This is a genomic window from Phyllobacterium sp., assembly GCF_037994405.1.
GTDB lineage: Bacteria > Pseudomonadota > Alphaproteobacteria > Rhizobiales > Rhizobiaceae > Phyllobacterium.
In genome coordinates, this window is record NZ_JBBNAN010000005.1 from 1 (window position 1) to 16,813 (window position 16,813).

Sequence of the window (16,813 nt, forward strand, 5' to 3'; positions counted from 1 at the left end):
TTGACCTGGCGTCGGCGGTCAGACCGTAATAGCCCGAAAGTTCACGCATCTCGGGATCCTCGAAGCGATTACGCTTCAGCTCGCGAAAGATCGTTGAACGATGTCGTCCGAGTTTCTCCGCGATGACATCGGCGCTGACCTGCGCAGCATGCCAGCGCTCGATTTTGCGACGTTCGTCGAGAGTGATCTGAGAATAGGGGCGAAGCGGTCGGTTCATGGGCAATTCCTTTGATGCGATAAGCCATTGTTATCGCTACAAAGTCGCGCTTCGAAATAGAACCCACCGGCTACATAGATGTGGCGGCCAAGTTGAATTGTCCGCCGTTGCGCAAAGTAAAGATGTCACTTTGCGCTGCTACGCGGCACGATGATCAGCCCCGATCTGGCCGGCTGGTCCGGGTTGCAAGGACAGATCGGGGCGGGTGAGGGGCACCCTTCGGCTTTAGCTTTTAGGGTTTCAATCATCGCGCTCCTGGGGAATGATCTGGATCGGATCGACACTCCAGTTGGTTCTGCCAGGATTACGCAATGCTTCCCAAAATTGAGCTGCTTGCCGACGTTGATGTACTGACCCTGTCACCGCTGGTTCGCGGCATGATCATGACCGTATCTTATGCCAACACCGAAGGGGGCATTGGACTGACAGTGACGGGCGCGATGAACCGCAAGTTCGTGCACTGGGCCGCTGTTCACTTCGAGTGGCCTGACTACACCTGTGAGGACCTGTACAGCGTCAACAAAGTTCTCAATGAAGCTGACATGCCGCCGCTTTGGGTGGTCCGAGACATGCTCAGCCATTTAAAACTTCTTCGGCGAAAAAAAGACACCCTGCTTCCCACCAAACGTGGCCGGGACTTTCTGGCAAGACCGCAGGCCTTCTTCAATCTGATCGCGACGGATTATCTCTATGCTTATATCCACGATGGTCAGACGCAGCAGGATGTCCATGAGCGGATGCGTTGGTGGCACGTCTTTCTCAATCTTATCAATATCAAGGCAGGAAAGGGCTGTTCGCTGAACGATCTGGTGAACGAGTTATACCCGAGCGAGTCATACCCGGCGGAGCAAGCAGAAGTGACTGTCGAAGCTTGGACGGTAAAGTCGGAGTTCCGCTACGACATCATTCGTCCCCTGTGCTGGTTGGGATTGCTACACGAAGATCGCGAGGGATTGACTATTCTGCAGGACGGAACCTACCACAAGACACCGTTGTGGGCTGCCTGTTTAAGGCTGGAATCAGACACGCAATCCGAATTTACCCTCCATTGAACTGTGTCGGGTAAGACTGCCCTTGCTCCATTGCACTTTGCTGGGAAAGCGCCCGTTGACGTCGAGCGATCACGGCCGGATCGTTCCCGAAATCTTTCGTCCGTCCGGGCTTTTGACCTCGCGGCTTATAGCCATTCTTCTCGCTATTGGTCTTGACCTTTGGCGTCTGCACCTCCTGCCGCTCCTTGATATAGGCCAGAACGTCGCCGAGGCGCTTGTTCTCGATGATCGCCGCATGCGTCACCCGTTGGTCCTTGTCGAACGTCCTGTAGGGCAGGGAATGCCCCTTCCAGCGAATGTCAAGTCGGCCGTCGGCGTAGGCGTAGGTCTCGACATAGCGACCGACCAGCCCGCACGTCACCTCATTCTCCTCGAGCATGATCCGCGTGCGCTCGAACGAAAACGTCAGCTGCGCGCCGACGTAGCGCTGCTCGCGCTTGCACAGGATCTCCCGGAGCCGATCCAGCGCAAGATTGACGGGTCGATGCAGGTCGCCGGACCGGGCAGGGGTAACCGCAAACCGGGCGTTATAGCGCTCCATGAAGCCAGGCAAGAACGCATTACCGGCTTCCATGTCGCAGATGCCGGCCAGCCGCAATTCCTTGACCAGCCGATCCTGTAGCGTCCGGTTCATCCGCTCGACACGGCCCTTGGCCTGGCTCGAATTTGCACAAAGAATCTCGATGTTTAACTCCGACAGCGCCCGGCCGAACTGGGTCATGCCCTGACCACCTTTGGCATCCTTCTTCGCCACCCGAAACACCGAATGCTTGTCCGAATAAAAGGCAACCGGAGCGCCATGCGCCTTCAGATAAAGCTCCAGCGCCCCAAAATAGCTAAACGCACTTTCTGACCGCACGACGCGCAACTGCATCAGCTTGCCGGTCGCATCGTCGATGAACACCAGCAGCGAACAGGGCGGCCCACGATCTTCAAACCAGCGATGCTCGGACCCGTCGATCTGCACCAGCTCGCCATAGGCTTCGCGCCGCAACCGAGGCTGATGAAACGTCCGGCGTTGCTGGCGTGACAACCATAATCCAGCCTCCGTCATCCAGCTACGCAGCGTCTCGCGCGACACCGTCAGCCCGTGCTCTTCGGCCAGCTTCTCTGCCGCCAAGGTCGGACCGAAATCGGCATAGCGCTCGCGCACAATCGCCACGGCATAGTCGCGCACGCCGTCGCAAATCCGGTTGTTCGACGGCCGGCCGCGGGCCCTGTGCCGGATCGAGGCCGCACCGTCCGCCCGGATCCGCTCCAGCAGTCGACGCACCTGGCGCGTGCTCAGCGCCAGCACACGGGCCGCCGAAATGATCGTCGTTCGGCCGTCGATGACCTTCGACAAAACCTCAATCCTCTGCAGATCACGCTCGCTCATCGCAATCAATCCCATCCGCAATCTCCCACGCCATTCAAAACGCGGGGAGAGTGACATTCTTACTTTGCAGGATCAGGACACTTCAACTTTGCGGCTACACGATGTGTCAAAGCATTTTAAAGAAGAGACATTGTTGGCAATATAGAAATGCAACAATAACATACTTTATGATCAGTATTGCTTTTGGCATTTCCTCTCGTAAGGCAGCAACGCCAGCCGCCGACCGGGCGCAGCGAGTTCGTGTTGCGCAGCCCGGGCGGTGGCGGATAAGATCGTTGCGAGGAATACTTCAGCTTTGACAGCCTGATCCCATCAGTCATTCCGCCGCCTTCATTCTCGCCAGTGCTTGCTCGCGGCGGGCAATGACAGCAGGATCGTTCATATAATCCGTCCGTGGTTTGCGCCCGCGCTTCTGATAGCCATTGCTCTGGCTGCCGTCAGGAATGGCGAACATGTGGTTCGTCTGGCCCGTGCGGCGCGGCCCGTGCTGGCTGCGCTGGAGCTCACGGCCGGATTGCGTCTGCGAGACGAAGGCAAGGACCTCGTCAAGGCGCTTGTTCTCGACAACTTCCGACCGCTGCACCGAACGCAGTTTGTCGAAGGTTCTGTAGGGCAGGGTGACCCCGTCGTGCATGACCTCGAGGCGGCCGTCCGGGTAGTCGCAGACGATAACCTTCTGACCCGCCAGCCGCTTGGCAGCCTCCGTCGGCTCGAGGATGAACAGCACCTTGTCGTAGCGCAGCGTCAGTGTCTGCGACAGCTTGCGCATTTCCTTGCGGCACATGACACCATCGAGGTTCTCGTGATCGGCGAGGGGGCGGTGCATGGCCTTGGCATTGCGCGGCTCCTTGCCAAAGCGCGCGTTGAAAGCAGCAATGAACGCTGGCGCAAAGTCATTGGCTGCCTCGATCGTGCTGATATCATGCAGACGCAGTTCCTTGACCAGCCGGTCCTGCAGGGTCTGGTTGGCGCGCTCAACCCGGCCTTTGGCCTGCGGGGTATTGGCGCAGATGATGTCGATGTTGAGCTCGTGCAGCGCACGGCCAAATTGCGTGAAGCCGCTCGTCCGGTCCAGGTTAGAAGCATGGGTTGTGCGGAAGATGCCATGCTTGTCACTGTAAAAGGCCAGCGGCTTGCCCCATTCCTGCAGATAGGCCTTGGTGGCATGGAAATAGTCGAACGTGTTCTCCGACCTGGCAAAGCGTAAGTGAAGGAGCTTGCCCGTCGCATCATCAATGAAAACCAAAAGCGCGCATTTGGGACCGCGATCTTCGAACCACCAATGATGTGAGCCGTCGATCTGCACCAGCTCGCCGAAGCATTCGCGGCGATTGCGGGGCTGATGCAAATGCTTCCGGCGCTCCTGACGCGAGGTCCACAGACCGGCCTGCGTCATCCATTGACGCAAGGTCTCCTTGCTGATCCCGATCCCGTGACGCTCGGCCAGCTTCTCGCAGGCAAGCGTCGGGCCGAAGTCATGATAGTGTTCACGCACGATATCCAGAACCGTATTGCGAAAGGCTTCCGGATAACGCCGATTGCTCGGACGGCCGCGCTTCTTCGAGACAAGTCCGCCAGAACCTTCACGATCATAAGCCTGCAGCAGGCGGTGCATATGGCTGCGGCTGATCGACAGAAGCCTGGCAGCGTTGCTGACACTCAACCGATCGTCTTTGACTTTTTGAACCGCCTCCAGGCGGTGAAGCTCTTTCTGGGACATCGTAACAAGACAAGGCATGGCAGCTCCAAAATCGGATGGATGAAAACGCCAAACCTTCCTTTCCTCAGTACAGGTGGATCGGAGGGCAGAGGCGCTGTCGCACCTCTAATTTGCCCATATGTCTCATTACTAAATTGCTGCTACACGATGAAATCACATAATGACAGTTATGGAACTGCCTTTGCTGACGTTCATCGCGGCTAGCACAGCTATTCGCAAACCGGATCTGTATCACTTGACATGGGCGGCGTATACTTATGACAGGAATGTCAGTCGGTCTGGATTGGAATGCCGATGAACACCGAAGAACAGGTTGCACAACACTACACCCATGGCTCGCTGGAACGGACGATCCTTGCTGCCTTGACCGCGAGCGGCAAGGACATAGACAATCTGGTCGCCTCCGATCTCTCGGCATTAGATGAGTTTCATCTTGGCTGGCGCGCGGCGACCATAGCATTTGGCAAGGATCTTGGTCTTGAGCCGCACATGCACCTTCTTGATATCGGCTGCGGTATAGGCGGGCCGGCGCGCTACCTCGCGGAGACATATGAATGCCGCGTCACCGGCGTCGATCTCACAGCAGAATTGGTCGAGGTAGCAGAGGCGCTTACCGATCGCTGCGGACTCGACGACAGAATTTCCTATCATCAGGCAAGCGCACTGGCGCTTCCCTTCGAGGACCACAGTTTCGATGCCGCAAGCATGATCCATGTCGGTATGAACATTGAAGACAAGGCGAAATTGTTTGCCGAGGCACACCGTGTGCTGAAGCCTGGCATGCTCTTTGGTGTCTATGATATAATGCGCGCCCGCGATATGCCGCTTACCTATCCAATGCCGTGGGCAGACACCGTTGAGACGAGCTTCGTCGAAACTCCGGAAACCTACCGCGAATTGTTGAGGGCTCAGGGTTTCGAGATCGAACAGGCACACAGCCGCCGCGATCTTGCTTTGACGCTCAGCCGTGAAATGCGCGAGAAGGCTGCGATTGACGGTCCACCCCCCTTGGGGCTTCACGTTATCATGGGCTCAGCCGCGACACAGCGGCTGGCCAACCTGTTTGAAGCTCTGCAGTACGGCGTCATCGCCCCCATTGAGTTCATCGCCCGGAGGTAGGGCGACGGGCGGTTGACTATTTCAGCTGGAAGCCAAAATCCTTGAGGATCGCAGACAGCTTGTCGCGGTTCTTCAACGATTCCTTGGTAGCAACGCGGTGAGCAGCCTGTTCCGACCAGTCAACAGGAGCGATGGACTGGATTTTCTGGAAGGCCCTTAAGGTTTGATTGTAGGCGCGTAATTCTTTCTCGCTCGGGTTATCGCGATATTGTTCGTGGTGCAGGACAACGGTCTGCGGCAGTCGCGGCTTGACATCGCTCTTGACCGCTGGATCAGGGAAACCCACGGTCAGACCGAAAACCGGGAAGACTTGCTTTGGAAGATTTAGTTCATGCGCAACGGTGACCGGATCATTGCGTATAGCGCCGATATAGCAGGTGCCAAGCCCCAGCGATTCCAGTGCGATCAATGCATTCTGTGCTGCAAGCGCGGCGTCGATTACGGCGAGCAGGAAGCTCTCGAGGTAATCCAACCCATCGGATGCAGAATCCTGCGCGTCAGCTATGCGGCGCAGACGCGACAGGTCCGCCAGCCAGATAAGCAGCAATGGCGCCTGTTCGATCTGCCGTTGATTGCCGGCGACCGCATTGATGCGCGCCTTGCGGCCCTCATCTTCGACCGCGATGACACTCCACGCCTGCAGGTTCGAAGACGTCGATGCCGATTGCGCAGCAGCGATCGCAAGTTCCAGGGTTTCGGTTGATACAGGCGTTGGCAAATAGGAGCGCACCGTCCTGTGGGATAGCAACGTGTCGATGGCTTGCGTTAGGCGCACGCCGCCGGATTGAGTTCGGTCATCACCGTAACGCACTTGTAGAAGTGCTTCGAGGCGTTCGTCCGGACTTTGTTGGCAAGACTTCAGACGGTTCGTGGCAGCTATAGGCATCAGGTATACTTTCAATGGACGTTGACACGCCAGCGCAGGAGATAGGATTCAACTGTAGCGGCGAGCCGGTTGAGAATAAAGCCGACGACACCGAGGATGATTACTCCAACCATGACAAGCGCCATGTCGAAACGCTCGCGGCCTGCGATGATCAGTCCGCCTACGCCGGGTCCAACCGCCAGAAAATATTCGGCCCCCACAGTCGCCAGCCAGGAGTAGATCAGCCCGAGATGCACGCCGGTTGCGATCGCAGGCAAGGCAGACGGGAGGAATATACGTGTGATCCGCTGCAGCGGCGTGAACTGCAGGGCGTGGCCGACTTCAATTAGATCGCGGGGCGCATTGCGCATGCCTTCATAGGTGTTGAGCACAACCGGGATGAAAGCTGCGATGGCGACGAAGACAATCTTCGCCTGTTCGCCAAAGCCGAACCAGATCGAGATCAGCGGGATCCATGCCAGGAGAGATATCTGTTTGAGCCCGTTGAAAGTTGGCGTGATCAGAGCATCGGCAGTACGCGACAGCGCGAGCAGTGTCGCAAAAAGAATGCCGATCACTGAACCGATGAGGAAGCCCGCAACATTGCGAAACAGGCTGAATCCGAGTTCACCGATCAGATTGTTATCGATCAATTCACGCTTGACGGTGAAAAAAACCTCTTCCAGTGAAGGCAGGAAGCGGGCATCCACCAAGCCACTGCGGCTCGACACCTCCCACAGAACAAGGAGTAGAACAGGGAGTGTCAATCCACGACGTATCTTGACCGCACGCCTGGATTGAAAGGTGGCCAGAGTCATCAATCGCCCTCCCCATGCTTCCAGCGCTGCACATAGATTTCGGAAGCATCCAGCCCCTTGTCCATCAAGAAGCCGATAACACCAACAGCGATCATCGCGACGATCACCACATCAAGCCAGAACATCTGTCTCCCCCAGACCAGCAGATAGCCGAGCCCTTCGGAAGAGGCGAGCAACTCGACGCCGACCAGCGCTGTCCATGAATGGGTCAGGCCGTAGCGAATTCCGGTGAAAATGGATGGAGCCGCGCCCGGTAGAACGATCAGACGCAAGGTCTGCAGACGGCTGAAACGCAGGGCACGGCCGACTTCAACGAACCTGGCGGGAACCGCACGGATACCCGCCGCAGTGTTTATCGTCATAGGAACCAGGGCGCCCTTGGCGATGACGATGATCTTGAGTGTCTCACCAATCCCGAAGATCAGCATCAGGAGTGGGATCCAGCCGAGCGTCGGTATCTGGGCGAAGGCCAAAAACAGCGGCCTTACATAATCATCCACCCGGCGTGACAATCCCATCGCCATGCCAAGTGTTAGTCCGGCGAGCGCGCCGAACAGGAAGCCAATCACCACGCGGCGCAGGCTGACGCCAGCGTGATAGAAGATTTCACCGGAGACAATCATCTCCAGTGCCGTGGAATAGACATAGGCCGGCGATGGAAGAATCTGCTCCGGCAACCATCCCCGGCTGGACGCGATCCACCAGGCGAGGAGCAAGCCAAAGGGCAGAACCAGTGCCACTGCGAACCGACGGAGCCCACGACGGCTTATGGACAGGAACCCTCGCCCTGTTATCCTCTTCTCTGTGGGTGGCGGGGCAAGGGATACGCTCTCGGATATCATGCTCATATGATTGGCCTGTGTACTATCTCACTACGATCCAAGCGGCTTGCCGTTTGCACCATAGGCTTGCCAAAAATTCTGCAATCCGAGTTTTTCCAGCGAAGCTTTAAGGTATTTCGGTTCGAACCAGCCCTTGGTGCTGACATCGCGGCGGATCAGGCCGAACTCCTTGGCCTTGATGCCTTGCTCCTCGTACTGAGAGACCAGCAGGTCGTCGATGAGCGGCGAATTGCGATAGGCCAGCTTGTCGTTACTAAAATAATCCTCAAGGATCGGGACGGGCGTGCCGGACTTGTGCCACAGTTCGAAGAGCGCCGCACGGTTTGGTTCATCCGAAGACCACTGTGCTGCCTTGACGAAAGCATCGACAACACGCTGGGTGACCTCAGGATATTTATCGATGAAATCCTCGCGTCCGATAATTCCGGCGTTGCGCCCGAAACGGGGATCATCACCCTTGGTGGTATAGATGACCTTGGCGTTGCCTTTGGAGGCGAGATTGATCAAGGTCGTATCACCAAAAGCCGCGTCGATATCCTGGCTGGTCAGCGCGGCGACAGTGCCAGCGCTGTCGAGGTTGATGACCTGGATATCCTTCTCGCTTAGGCCGTTGGCCTCGAGGATCTTGATGGCCGCCAGATGCCCGTTGGTGCCGCGCTGATAAGCAACCTTCTTGCCTTTGAGATCCGCCACCGACTTGATCGTGGAATCCTTGGCGACGGCGAGATAGAGCGGTTTGCGTGCACCGCTCGCCAGCAGGTACTTTGTTTTCAGGCCATTCGCGCGGCCAATCAAAGACGGAAGATCGCCCTGATAGGCAAAGTCGAGCTGATTGTTGGCAAACGCCTCGTTGACTGCCGGGCCGGCGCCCTTGAAGAAGAACCACTCGATTTTGACGTTTGGATCATTGGCGAATTCCTTCTCAAGATACTCCCCTGCCCTCGCTGTCGCGGCCGACGTTCCTTCCGCATAGGGGCGGTTATCAAGACCTATCGCGGCGTAGCCGATATTGATCGTCAGTGGTTCTTCGGCCAAGGCCGGCGATGCAATGAAGGCTAGCGCGAAGACTGCCAATGTCGCGCGTCGGGTGAAGCTGGATAGCGTCATGTTATATCTCCGTCGTTGAAAAGAGTGGCTGCCCTGCGGGCTTGGTGCGCAAGGCAGCGTGAACTGGTCCGGGCCTCACGACTGGACGCTTTTGGGATGTTGGTTGCTTCGCTGCCGTCTTCGGCTGATCGCCGCTAGTCGTCGTGTTGAGAATATCGAGAACGTGATTGCGGATACTTGCTAGTCGCGACGATGTGCGCTCACGCGGATGCGGCAGATCAACAGCCTCAATTTCTCTGATCCGGCCGGGGCGCGGCGACATGATCACCACGCGGTCGCCAAGGTAGACCGCTTCGTCCACATCATGTGTGACAAGCACCATGGTGATCTGTTCCCTGGCCCAGATGTCCTGCAGCTCGCCCTGAAGGCGCGCTTTGGTGATGGCATCGAGCGCGCCGAATGGTTCGTCGAGAAAGAGCACATCGGGGCGGTTGACGAGACCCCGTGCAATCCCGGCGCGTTGCGCCATCCCCCCGGAAAGCTGATGCGGATAGGCCTTCTCGAACCCTGTCAGGCCCACCAGTGCGATCTGCTTTGCCACCAGATCGCGTTTTTCCGCCTTGGAAAAGAGCGCATTTTCAAGCCCGAGGGCAACATTGCGCTCGACTGTCAGCCACGGAAAGAGGCGCGGCTCCTGGAAGACGATACCGCGATCGAGACTCGGGCCGGTGACAGGCTTGCCATCATGTTCAATTATACCGTCATGCTCGACATCGAGCCCGGCGCCAAGGCGCAGCAATGTCGACTTGCCACAGCCGCTGGCACCGACGATGGTGACAAACTCGCCGGCCCGAACATCGAGACTGACCTGGTCGAGTGCTGTAAGGTCGCCGCCATTGACGCGAAAGCGCCGGCTGACATTGCTGATCCTCAGATGGGCTTTACTGATCATGGTGCTGTCTTTCTTGCTTGATTGGACAGGATTATTCTGCGGCAACAGCAGAACGCGCCGGATGCTGCGGCTCACGCAGGCCAAGGTGGCTGCGAAGCGTGCTGCCCTCATATTCAGTGCGGAAGAGGCCACGGCGGCGCAGTTCGGGCACGATATGCTGCACGAAATCCGTAAGTCCGACGGGTAGATGCGGCGGCATGACATTGAACCCGTCGGCCGCGCCAGTGGTAAACCATTCTTCCATCTGGTCGACGATCTGTTCCGGCGTACCGACCATCTGCCAATGGCCGCGCGCACCGGCCACACGCAGATAAAGCTGACGGATCGTCAAATTCTCACGGCGGGCAAGATCGACCATCAGCTTCTGGCGGCTCTTGCTGCCATTGGTCTCGGTGACTTCCGGCAATGGCCCATCCAGCGGATATCTTGAAAGATCGACGTCCCCCGCCATGCCATTGAGCAGCGACAGGCCGACGGCCGGATGGATCAATTCCTGGATCTGCTCGAATTTTTCCTGCGCCTCCGATTCCGTTCGACCGATCACCGGGAATATACCGGGCATGATCTTCAGGTCGTCCGGCGACCGGCCGAGCCGGGCAAGTCTGCCCTTCACATCGCTGTAGAAGGTGCGGGCGTCCTCAATATTCTGGTGCGCGGTGAAGATGACTTCGGCGGTGCGAGCGGCCAAGTGCTTGCCCGGTTCCGATGAACCTGCCTGAACAATCACCGGATGCCCCTGCGGCGCGCGTGCGACATTGAGCGGGCCGCGCACCTTGAAATGTTTGCCGCGATGATTGAGCAGGTGCTGTTTTGAAGGGTCATAGTAGATCCCGCTTTCCTTGTCGCGCAGGAACGCGTCCTCCTCCCATGTGTCCCACAGCCCGCGAACGACATCGGCGAATTCTTCGGCGCGCTCGTATCGTTCCGCATGAGCTACATGATGATCGCGGTTGAAGTTATGGGCTTCATCCTCGCTGGCTGATGTCACAAGGTTCCAGCCGGCGCGGCCGCCACTAAGATGGTCGAGCGATGCGAATTTGCGGGCAATATGGTAGGGTTCGTTGTAGGTCGTGGATGCTGTTGCCACAAACCCGACGCGTTTCGTGAGCGCTGCAAGAGCTGACAGCAGCGTCAGCGGTTCGAACTGAGCCACGTAGCGGATTGCAGTCCGGCTAAGCGCCTCCGTATCGGTGCCACGCGTGCCAACCCCATCGGCCATAAAGATCAGATCGAATTTCGCCGCTTCAGCGATACGGGCGAGCTCGGCATAGTGCGCGAAATTCGATCCAGCGTCGGCCTGGGCCTGCGGGTGGCGCCACGCCGCGATATGATGTCCGGTCGGATAAAGGAATGCTCCCAGTTTCAATTGGCCAGCACGTTTGCTCATGGTTCAGCTTCCCGATCCCTGTTTTCGGAAAGCCTAGGCTGCAAATTTTAATCACGACAGAAATGGTATTCTTTAAAATTCGGCCTGCGGGGTTTTATTGATTTACGATCAGTTGCTATCTGAGGTTGTTTTTCGAAAGCAATCCGGGATTGGTGTGGTGCCAGAACGACGCTCAGCCTTGTATTCGCCTGCTAGAAATAGTTGATTGTATAGAGAGCGAATGGTCGTTCGAAGGGAAGCGGGAATGAATCTCAACGACGACGACGAACATCTGATCGAAACACTTTTCCGCAACGGTACAATTACCGTAGTTGGCGTTGTACTTTCATTCTCCCTTGGATTTCTTACCCAGTGGGCAAGTAACCCAATACCGTGGAAGCTAGTGGATCTGCCGACGCTTGTCCTGATATCGATCGGCATTGTTCTTCAGCTGCGATCGCTTTCCTATCTCCTGAAGACTGAATCGCTGAAGAAAATAGTCTACGACAGGGCAAGCCGCCTGTTCCTCGCTGGCGTGATCACGACCGGATCTGGTGTATTTCTGGCAATTCTTGTCGACGCCTTTCGATTGCTGGCCGAGCGTTAACCGACACTTACAATCACTCGCCAACACCTCTTGATTTACTGGCGCGCGCCTGTTGTGTTGCCGGTCAAAGAGGAGCCCAAAATGCGACTGGAAACTGACTTGTCGGACATTAGAAATAGCCGATTTTCCCGTGAACCTGCGCCGTCACACTGGCCGCGCAACGTTAGACAGCTGTCGGCCAAAGGCAGCGACCAGTTTGGCATCCATGAAGAGACGGGCAATCTCTACTGGGATGGCAAGCTCGTCCAGACCACGAACCGCCTCGGCAACTTCGAGAGAGGCCTGGTCATCACCCTGGCGGTATCGATGGTGTCTCTGGCTGTTTTCGATGCAATCCGGTTCTTTCTTGGCCATTGATTTTGCCCGCAGCGCGGCAGCTACATTTAATACAAATGCAAGCAACTCGAATAATCTGAAATTAAGCAAGAAAACCGGTCAGATTTCGTCAACCATATTCCTTAAGATGCCTGTAAACCCCTGCGACCTATGTTCACGACGGTTCAACAAAACCGCGTCAAACAAACAAAACAGAGCAACAGGATATTGATCATGACAACCCTCTTCGCACGCTTCCTTAAAGATGAATCCGGCGCAACAGCTATCGAATATGGCCTGATTGCAGCCCTGATTTCGGTCGGTATCATCACTGCGGCTACCACGCTTGGAACGAGCATCAGCGGCGTATTTGCCAAGCTCTCCACCAAGATGAACGCTGCCAATCCGTAATCTATCCGGGTGGGGCCGGTCGCAAGTTCGGCCCCAGCGGAATCCCAAATGTCGCCATCCGGACGACATCTGGCATCTTGTGCAATGGAACGATCAGGCCACCTTCAGGTGGCCTTTTCCATTTCCAGCGGCGAATAAATCCATCTGCTCCCGTGTTTCTACTGTAGTAACCAATGTATCGCCATATTGCGGAGGAGAGCATGCAGAGATTTCAGGCACCAATTGCGCTGCTGGCGAGACTGTTTCTGGCTTATATCTTCGTGATGGAAGGCTGGGCGAAGATTACTGAATACGCAGCGACTGGCGATTATATGGAAGCCAATGGCGTTTCGGCGAAGCTTCTGCCGCTCGTCATTCTCACCGAACTCGGCGGCGGAATCCTGGTCGCAGCTGGTTTCATGACACGTTATGCGGCTCTAGCGCTCGCGGGTTTCTGTCTGTTGACAGCCTTGCTGTTCCATTCCGATTTCAGCAATCTGGAACAGGTAATCAATTTCAACAAGAACATCGCCATTGCCGGTGGCTTTCTGGCCCTGATTGCTTTTGGTCCGGGCGCCTGGTCGGTGGATGAGCGGCTGCAGCGCGGTATGCGGAGTACGTCAGCCGAAGCTTGATGTCTTCAGGAACTCCGCGAGCCGCTCGCTCTTCGGCTTGTGGAACATCTCCCGCGGATTGCCCTCTTCGCCAATCCGCCCCTGGTTCATGAAGATAACACGGTTGGAAACCTCATAGGCGAACCGCATCTCGTGGGTTACCAGCAGCATGCTCATGCCATCCTGGGCCAGTGTCTTGATCACCTGCAGCACTTCGTTGACGAGCTCCGGATCGAGCGCGGACGTGACTTCATCGAACAGCATCAGCCTGGGGTTCATGGCGATTGCCCGGGCGATCGCCACGCGCTGCTGCTGGCCACCCGAAAGCTGGCCAGGGAAATGATCGGCACGCGCGCGAAGGCCGACACGGTCCAGCCATTTCTCCGCGATTGCGCGCGCCTCCTCCTTGGTCAGTTTCTTGACCTTCATCAGGCCGAGCATGACATTGCGGGCGGCCGTCATATGTGGGAACAAGTTGAACTGCTGGAACGCCATGCCGGTCAGTGCCCGCTGGCGCGCGATCTCTTTCTCCTTCTTGCGGCGGCGCTGGCCGCCAATGATTTCATAGCCTATCTCCTCCCCATCTATGCTGATCGAACCGCCCTGGAATTCTTCCAGCATGTTGATGCAGCGCAGCATGGTTGTCTTGCCGGAGCCGCTCGACCCGATGATGCTGATGACATCACCCTGCGACATGGTGCAGTCGACACCTTTCAGGACTTCGACCTCACCATAGCTTTTGTGCAGGTCGCGAATTTCAAGAAGATGGTTTGACATCGTGGGACGCCTTTAAGATGGAACCGCAGTCTTGCGTTCGACATATCGGCCGAAACGCTCGATGGCATAGTTGATTATGAAATAGAGAAAGCCTGCGAAGAAATAGAATTCGAGGCTCATGAAGGATCGCGAAATCAGCTCCTGGGTGCGCAGCAGCAGTTCGGCGACGCCGATGATTGAAAGCAGGGTTGACGCCTTGACCATCTCGGCAGCCGTGTTGACCCAAGCCGGGAGGACCTGACGCAGCGCCTGCGGGCCGAGCACATAGGCAAAGGTCTGGGGAAAGGTCAGGCCAATGGCCTTAGCTGCTTCCGTCTGTCCTTTGGGAATGGACTGCAGGGCACCGCGAACAATTTCCCCTACGTGGGAGCTGCAGAAGACGGCTAGCGCCAGAACGCCGGCCTGAAATGGCCCAAGATCGAGGCCGATGGTACCGAGCACATAATAGCTTGCAAGAACAAGGACCAGCACTGGCGTACCACGGATGAAGTCCGTATAGCCGCGAACGATCCACTGGAGAGGACGTACGCCATAGGTCAGAGCCAGACCGACAAAGACCCCGAGCACCGTGCCGAAGCAAATCGCCAACAGTGAAATAGAGATGGTAACGCCAAGACCTTTGAGGATAGGCATCCTGGCCAACCAGAGAACATCGAGGAAATGAGCAATATCCATCACATCACCTCGGCAATGATAGGCGACGCTCGACAGCGCGCATCAGCGCGGCGAGGATCGAACAGGTGAAGACGTAGAGGCAGCTCGCAACGATCCAGGTTTCGATGACACGGAACGTTTCGACGTTGATCTTGCGCGCCTCGAAGGTCAGTTCCGGCACGGCAATCGCCGCAGCGAGTGACGTATCCTTGAACAATGAGATGACGGTGCTGCTCAGCGACGGCAGGATATTGCGGAACATGAGCGGTGCTATGATTGAGGTCCGTATCTGCATTTCCGTGAGGCCGATGGCGAGGCCCGCTTCGCGCAAACCGCCGGGAATGGACAGAAGGCCCGCGCGGAACACCTCGGCCAGATATGCACCGGAATAGAGGGCAAGCGTGAAGACGAAACTTTCAATTTTCCCCAGCCGGAAACCCAATTGTGGCAGCGCGAAATAGGTGAACAGGACGAGCACGAGGATCGGTGTGTTGCGAATGATGGTCACGTAGATGCCGGCCGGACGCTTTATGAAGCCATTCTTTGAGATCAGACAGAACGCAGTGACAAGGCCAATCACGGCACCGATCAAGATCGCGCCAAAGGCCAGAGCAAGGCTGAGCGCCAGCCCCTCGAGCAAGAGGTCGAAACTGCGCCAAACTGCAGCAAAATTCAGTGTATAGCCCATGAAGTGCTCACCGTTCGAAACCAGGAGGGCACGGCCTCGGAACAACCGAAGCCGTGGTGTGAGCGCAAGTTACTTGAATTCGACGGGAAAACCGATTTGCGGTGGTGTCAGATCCTTGCCGAACCAGGTCTTGAACGATTTCGCATAGTAATCGAACTCGAAACCTGTCATCGCTTCGTGCAGCGCCGTATTGACGAAGTTCAGCCAATCCTGGTCGCCGCGCTTGACGCCGCAGGCATAGGTCTGGGGGTTCCAACCATAGCCCGCATCCTTATAGCGTCCCTGGTTCTGGGTCATGTACCATGCGAGCGACGACTGATCCGTTGCGGCGGCATCGGCACGGCCGGACTCCAGCGCCTGATAGATCAGATCGACGGATTCATATTGATCGACCTTGGCTTCCGGCAAAGCCGCATGCACCATGCTTTCGGCATAGACGTTCTGCAGCACTGAAATGGTGGCCGAGGAGCCGGCGGCCTTCAGCGCGGCATAGTCGGCATATTTGCTGTCCGCTTTAAGCATCAGGCCAACACCTTCCCGGTAGTAGGGGATCGTGAAAGCGATCTGCTGAGCCCGTTCACCGGTAACGGTCATGAACTGGCAGGTGATATCGACCTTGTCAGTGGTTATGTTGGGAATACGGGCATCCGAAGACTGGTTGACGAATTCGATTTTGTCCGGATCGTTGAAAAGCGCCTTGGCAATGATGTGGCCCATGTCAATGTCGAAGCCTTGCAGCTTGTCATCTGCGCTTTTGAAATGCCACGGCGCATTGGTGCTTCCAGTCCCGAGAACCAGATGACCACGGGCAAGAACTTCATCAAGCTTGCTTTTGGTCTCTTGGGCAAAAGCGCCGGTTGAGGGCAGCATGGCAACGGCAGCGACCGTAGCCACCAGGTACAGTTGTTTGAACATTTTTAGTTCCCCTATCCGTCAAGCGAATGTTTTATTGGTAGTCCATTATAATGGAATATAGTACCTAATAATGGATTGCCAATAGAATGACAGCCACTGCGACTTGTCAATAGGCAATTATCGGTCGGGGAACTGTCCGCCTCACATGCCGTGGGCGATGAATTGACCGTAAATCTCGACGGCGAGCCAGACGAGTGCCGCCAGCCCAAGCGACACGGTCAAAATGGCCAGAAGCGGGTAGCCCTGCCCTGTTTTGCATCTCCGGTATCAATTCTCTTTGCCATATCAAGCCTCGTCTCTTATGCATGTTCGAGAACGGGCCCGCGCGATGATTGTTCCGATTTTGGGCCGAATCCGAAATGGAAAAGCCCGCATCGCCGAAGGGATGCGGGCTCTCGCAGGATGCTGGAAATATCAGGCGGCTGCTGCGTTTACGCGGCTTTCAGCCATGGCGGTCAATGCCTTGTCGGTTTTCAT

The 16,813-nt window shown here is 56.6% G+C and carries 19 protein-coding genes; 6 read left to right on the forward strand and 13 right to left on the reverse strand.

Going from position 1 to position 16,813, the window contains the following annotated elements; genetic code table 11:
* Positions 1 to 217, reverse strand: a 217-nt coding sequence (locus AAAC48_RS00230) for a helix-turn-helix domain-containing protein (protein WP_340652238.1), incomplete at its 3' end; no start/stop codon positions are given.
* A gap of 311 nt (positions 218 to 528) precedes the next feature.
* Between AAAC48_RS00230 and AAAC48_RS00235 the strand changes: the two genes are divergently transcribed.
* Positions 529 to 1,269 carry a hypothetical protein gene (locus AAAC48_RS00235; protein ID WP_340652239.1) on the forward strand — a complete coding sequence of 247 codons (741 nt, stop codon included), beginning with the start codon at positions 529 to 531 and terminating at the stop codon, positions 1,267 to 1,269.
* Here the strand turns inward: AAAC48_RS00235 and AAAC48_RS00240 are convergent.
* Both AAAC48_RS00240 and AAAC48_RS00245 read right to left on the reverse strand, forming a co-directional pair.
* Positions 1,256 to 2,662: an ISNCY family transposase gene (locus AAAC48_RS00240; RefSeq protein ID WP_340652240.1), complete on the reverse strand. Its 1,407-nt coding sequence runs from the start codon at positions 2,660 to 2,662 to the stop codon at positions 1,256 to 1,258. The two genes, AAAC48_RS00235 and AAAC48_RS00240, sit on opposite strands and share 14 nt — an antisense overlap.
* A gap of 301 nt (positions 2,663 to 2,963) precedes the next feature.
* The gene (locus AAAC48_RS00245; protein ID WP_340652241.1) at positions 2,964 to 4,385 is read right to left on the reverse strand and encodes an ISNCY family transposase; all 1,422 of its coding nucleotides are present in this window, start codon (positions 4,383 to 4,385) and stop codon (positions 2,964 to 2,966) included.
* 276 nt (positions 4,386 to 4,661) lie between these two features.
* Between AAAC48_RS00245 and AAAC48_RS00250 the strand changes: the two genes are divergently transcribed.
* Positions 4,662 to 5,486, forward strand: coding sequence for a class I SAM-dependent methyltransferase (locus tag AAAC48_RS00250; RefSeq protein WP_340652242.1), 825 nt, complete (start codon positions 4,662 to 4,664; stop codon positions 5,484 to 5,486).
* 16 nt (positions 5,487 to 5,502) lie between these two features.
* Here AAAC48_RS00250 and AAAC48_RS00255 read toward each other — a convergent pair whose 3' ends face one another.
* The 6 genes from AAAC48_RS00255 to AAAC48_RS00280 form a co-directional block, all read right to left on the reverse strand.
* Complete coding sequence (locus AAAC48_RS00255; protein ID WP_340652243.1) at positions 5,503 to 6,372, reverse strand: NADPH-dependent oxidoreductase; 870 nt, start codon at positions 6,370 to 6,372, stop codon at positions 5,503 to 5,505.
* A gap of 11 nt (positions 6,373 to 6,383) precedes the next feature.
* Entirely contained in the window at positions 6,384 to 7,169 is a 786-nt protein-coding gene (locus AAAC48_RS00260; protein ID WP_340652244.1) for an ABC transporter permease, read from the reverse strand.
* Positions 7,169 to 7,909 carry an ABC transporter permease gene (locus AAAC48_RS00265; protein ID WP_340652245.1) on the reverse strand — a complete coding sequence of 247 codons (741 nt, stop codon included), beginning with the start codon at positions 7,907 to 7,909 and terminating at the stop codon, positions 7,169 to 7,171. The genes AAAC48_RS00260 and AAAC48_RS00265 overlap by 1 nt, the downstream gene beginning before the upstream one ends.
* Before the next feature lie 132 nt (positions 7,910 to 8,041).
* Positions 8,042 to 9,118 (reverse strand): ABC transporter substrate-binding protein, encoded by a 1,077-nt coding sequence (locus AAAC48_RS00270; protein WP_340652246.1) that lies wholly within the window; start codon positions 9,116 to 9,118, stop codon positions 8,042 to 8,044.
* A gap of 1 nt (position 9,119) precedes the next feature.
* Positions 9,120 to 10,010: an ABC transporter ATP-binding protein gene (locus AAAC48_RS00275; RefSeq protein WP_340652247.1), complete on the reverse strand. Its 891-nt coding sequence runs from the start codon at positions 10,008 to 10,010 to the stop codon at positions 9,120 to 9,122.
* Between the two features lie 31 nt (positions 10,011 to 10,041).
* Entirely contained in the window at positions 10,042 to 11,397 is a 1,356-nt protein-coding gene (locus AAAC48_RS00280; protein WP_340652248.1) for an LLM class flavin-dependent oxidoreductase, read from the reverse strand.
* Positions 11,398 to 11,641: 244 nt separating this feature from the next.
* Between AAAC48_RS00280 and AAAC48_RS00285 the strand changes: the two genes are divergently transcribed.
* The 4 genes from AAAC48_RS00285 to AAAC48_RS00300 all read left to right on the forward strand — a co-directional run bounded on the left by AAAC48_RS00285 (position 11,642) and on the right by AAAC48_RS00300 (position 13,323).
* Positions 11,642 to 11,983: a hypothetical protein gene (locus AAAC48_RS00285; protein WP_340652249.1), complete on the forward strand. Its 342-nt coding sequence runs from the start codon at positions 11,642 to 11,644 to the stop codon at positions 11,981 to 11,983.
* Between the two features lie 81 nt (positions 11,984 to 12,064).
* Entirely contained in the window at positions 12,065 to 12,340 is a 276-nt protein-coding gene (locus tag AAAC48_RS00290; protein WP_340652250.1) for a hypothetical protein, read from the forward strand.
* A 192-nt stretch (positions 12,341 to 12,532) separates the two neighbouring features.
* Positions 12,533 to 12,709, forward strand: a complete 177-nt coding sequence (locus AAAC48_RS00295) for a Flp family type IVb pilin (RefSeq protein ID WP_340652251.1) — start codon at positions 12,533 to 12,535, stop codon at positions 12,707 to 12,709.
* A 200-nt stretch (positions 12,710 to 12,909) separates the two neighbouring features.
* On the forward strand, positions 12,910 to 13,323 hold the full coding sequence (locus AAAC48_RS00300; RefSeq protein WP_340652252.1) for a DoxX family protein: 414 nt from the start codon (positions 12,910 to 12,912) through the stop codon (positions 13,321 to 13,323).
* Here the strand turns inward: AAAC48_RS00300 and AAAC48_RS00305 are convergent.
* The 4 genes from AAAC48_RS00305 to AAAC48_RS00320 all read right to left on the reverse strand — a co-directional run bounded on the left by AAAC48_RS00305 (position 13,309) and on the right by AAAC48_RS00320 (position 16,291).
* A complete protein-coding gene (locus AAAC48_RS00305; RefSeq protein WP_340652253.1) occupies positions 13,309 to 14,079 on the reverse strand; it encodes an amino acid ABC transporter ATP-binding protein in 771 nt (256 codons plus the stop codon). The two genes, AAAC48_RS00300 and AAAC48_RS00305, sit on opposite strands and share 15 nt — an antisense overlap.
* 12 nt (positions 14,080 to 14,091) lie before the next feature.
* Positions 14,092 to 14,754: an amino acid ABC transporter permease gene (locus AAAC48_RS00310; RefSeq protein WP_340652254.1), complete on the reverse strand. Its 663-nt coding sequence runs from the start codon at positions 14,752 to 14,754 to the stop codon at positions 14,092 to 14,094.
* Positions 14,755 to 14,758: 4 nt separating this feature from the next.
* On the reverse strand, positions 14,759 to 15,421 hold the full coding sequence (locus tag AAAC48_RS00315; protein ID WP_340652255.1) for an amino acid ABC transporter permease: 663 nt from the start codon (positions 15,419 to 15,421) through the stop codon (positions 14,759 to 14,761).
* A 69-nt stretch (positions 15,422 to 15,490) separates the two neighbouring features.
* On the reverse strand, positions 15,491 to 16,291 hold the full coding sequence (locus AAAC48_RS00320) for a transporter substrate-binding domain-containing protein (RefSeq protein ID WP_340652256.1): 801 nt from the start codon (positions 16,289 to 16,291) through the stop codon (positions 15,491 to 15,493).
* Between the last annotated feature and the right edge of the window lie 522 nt (positions 16,292 to 16,813).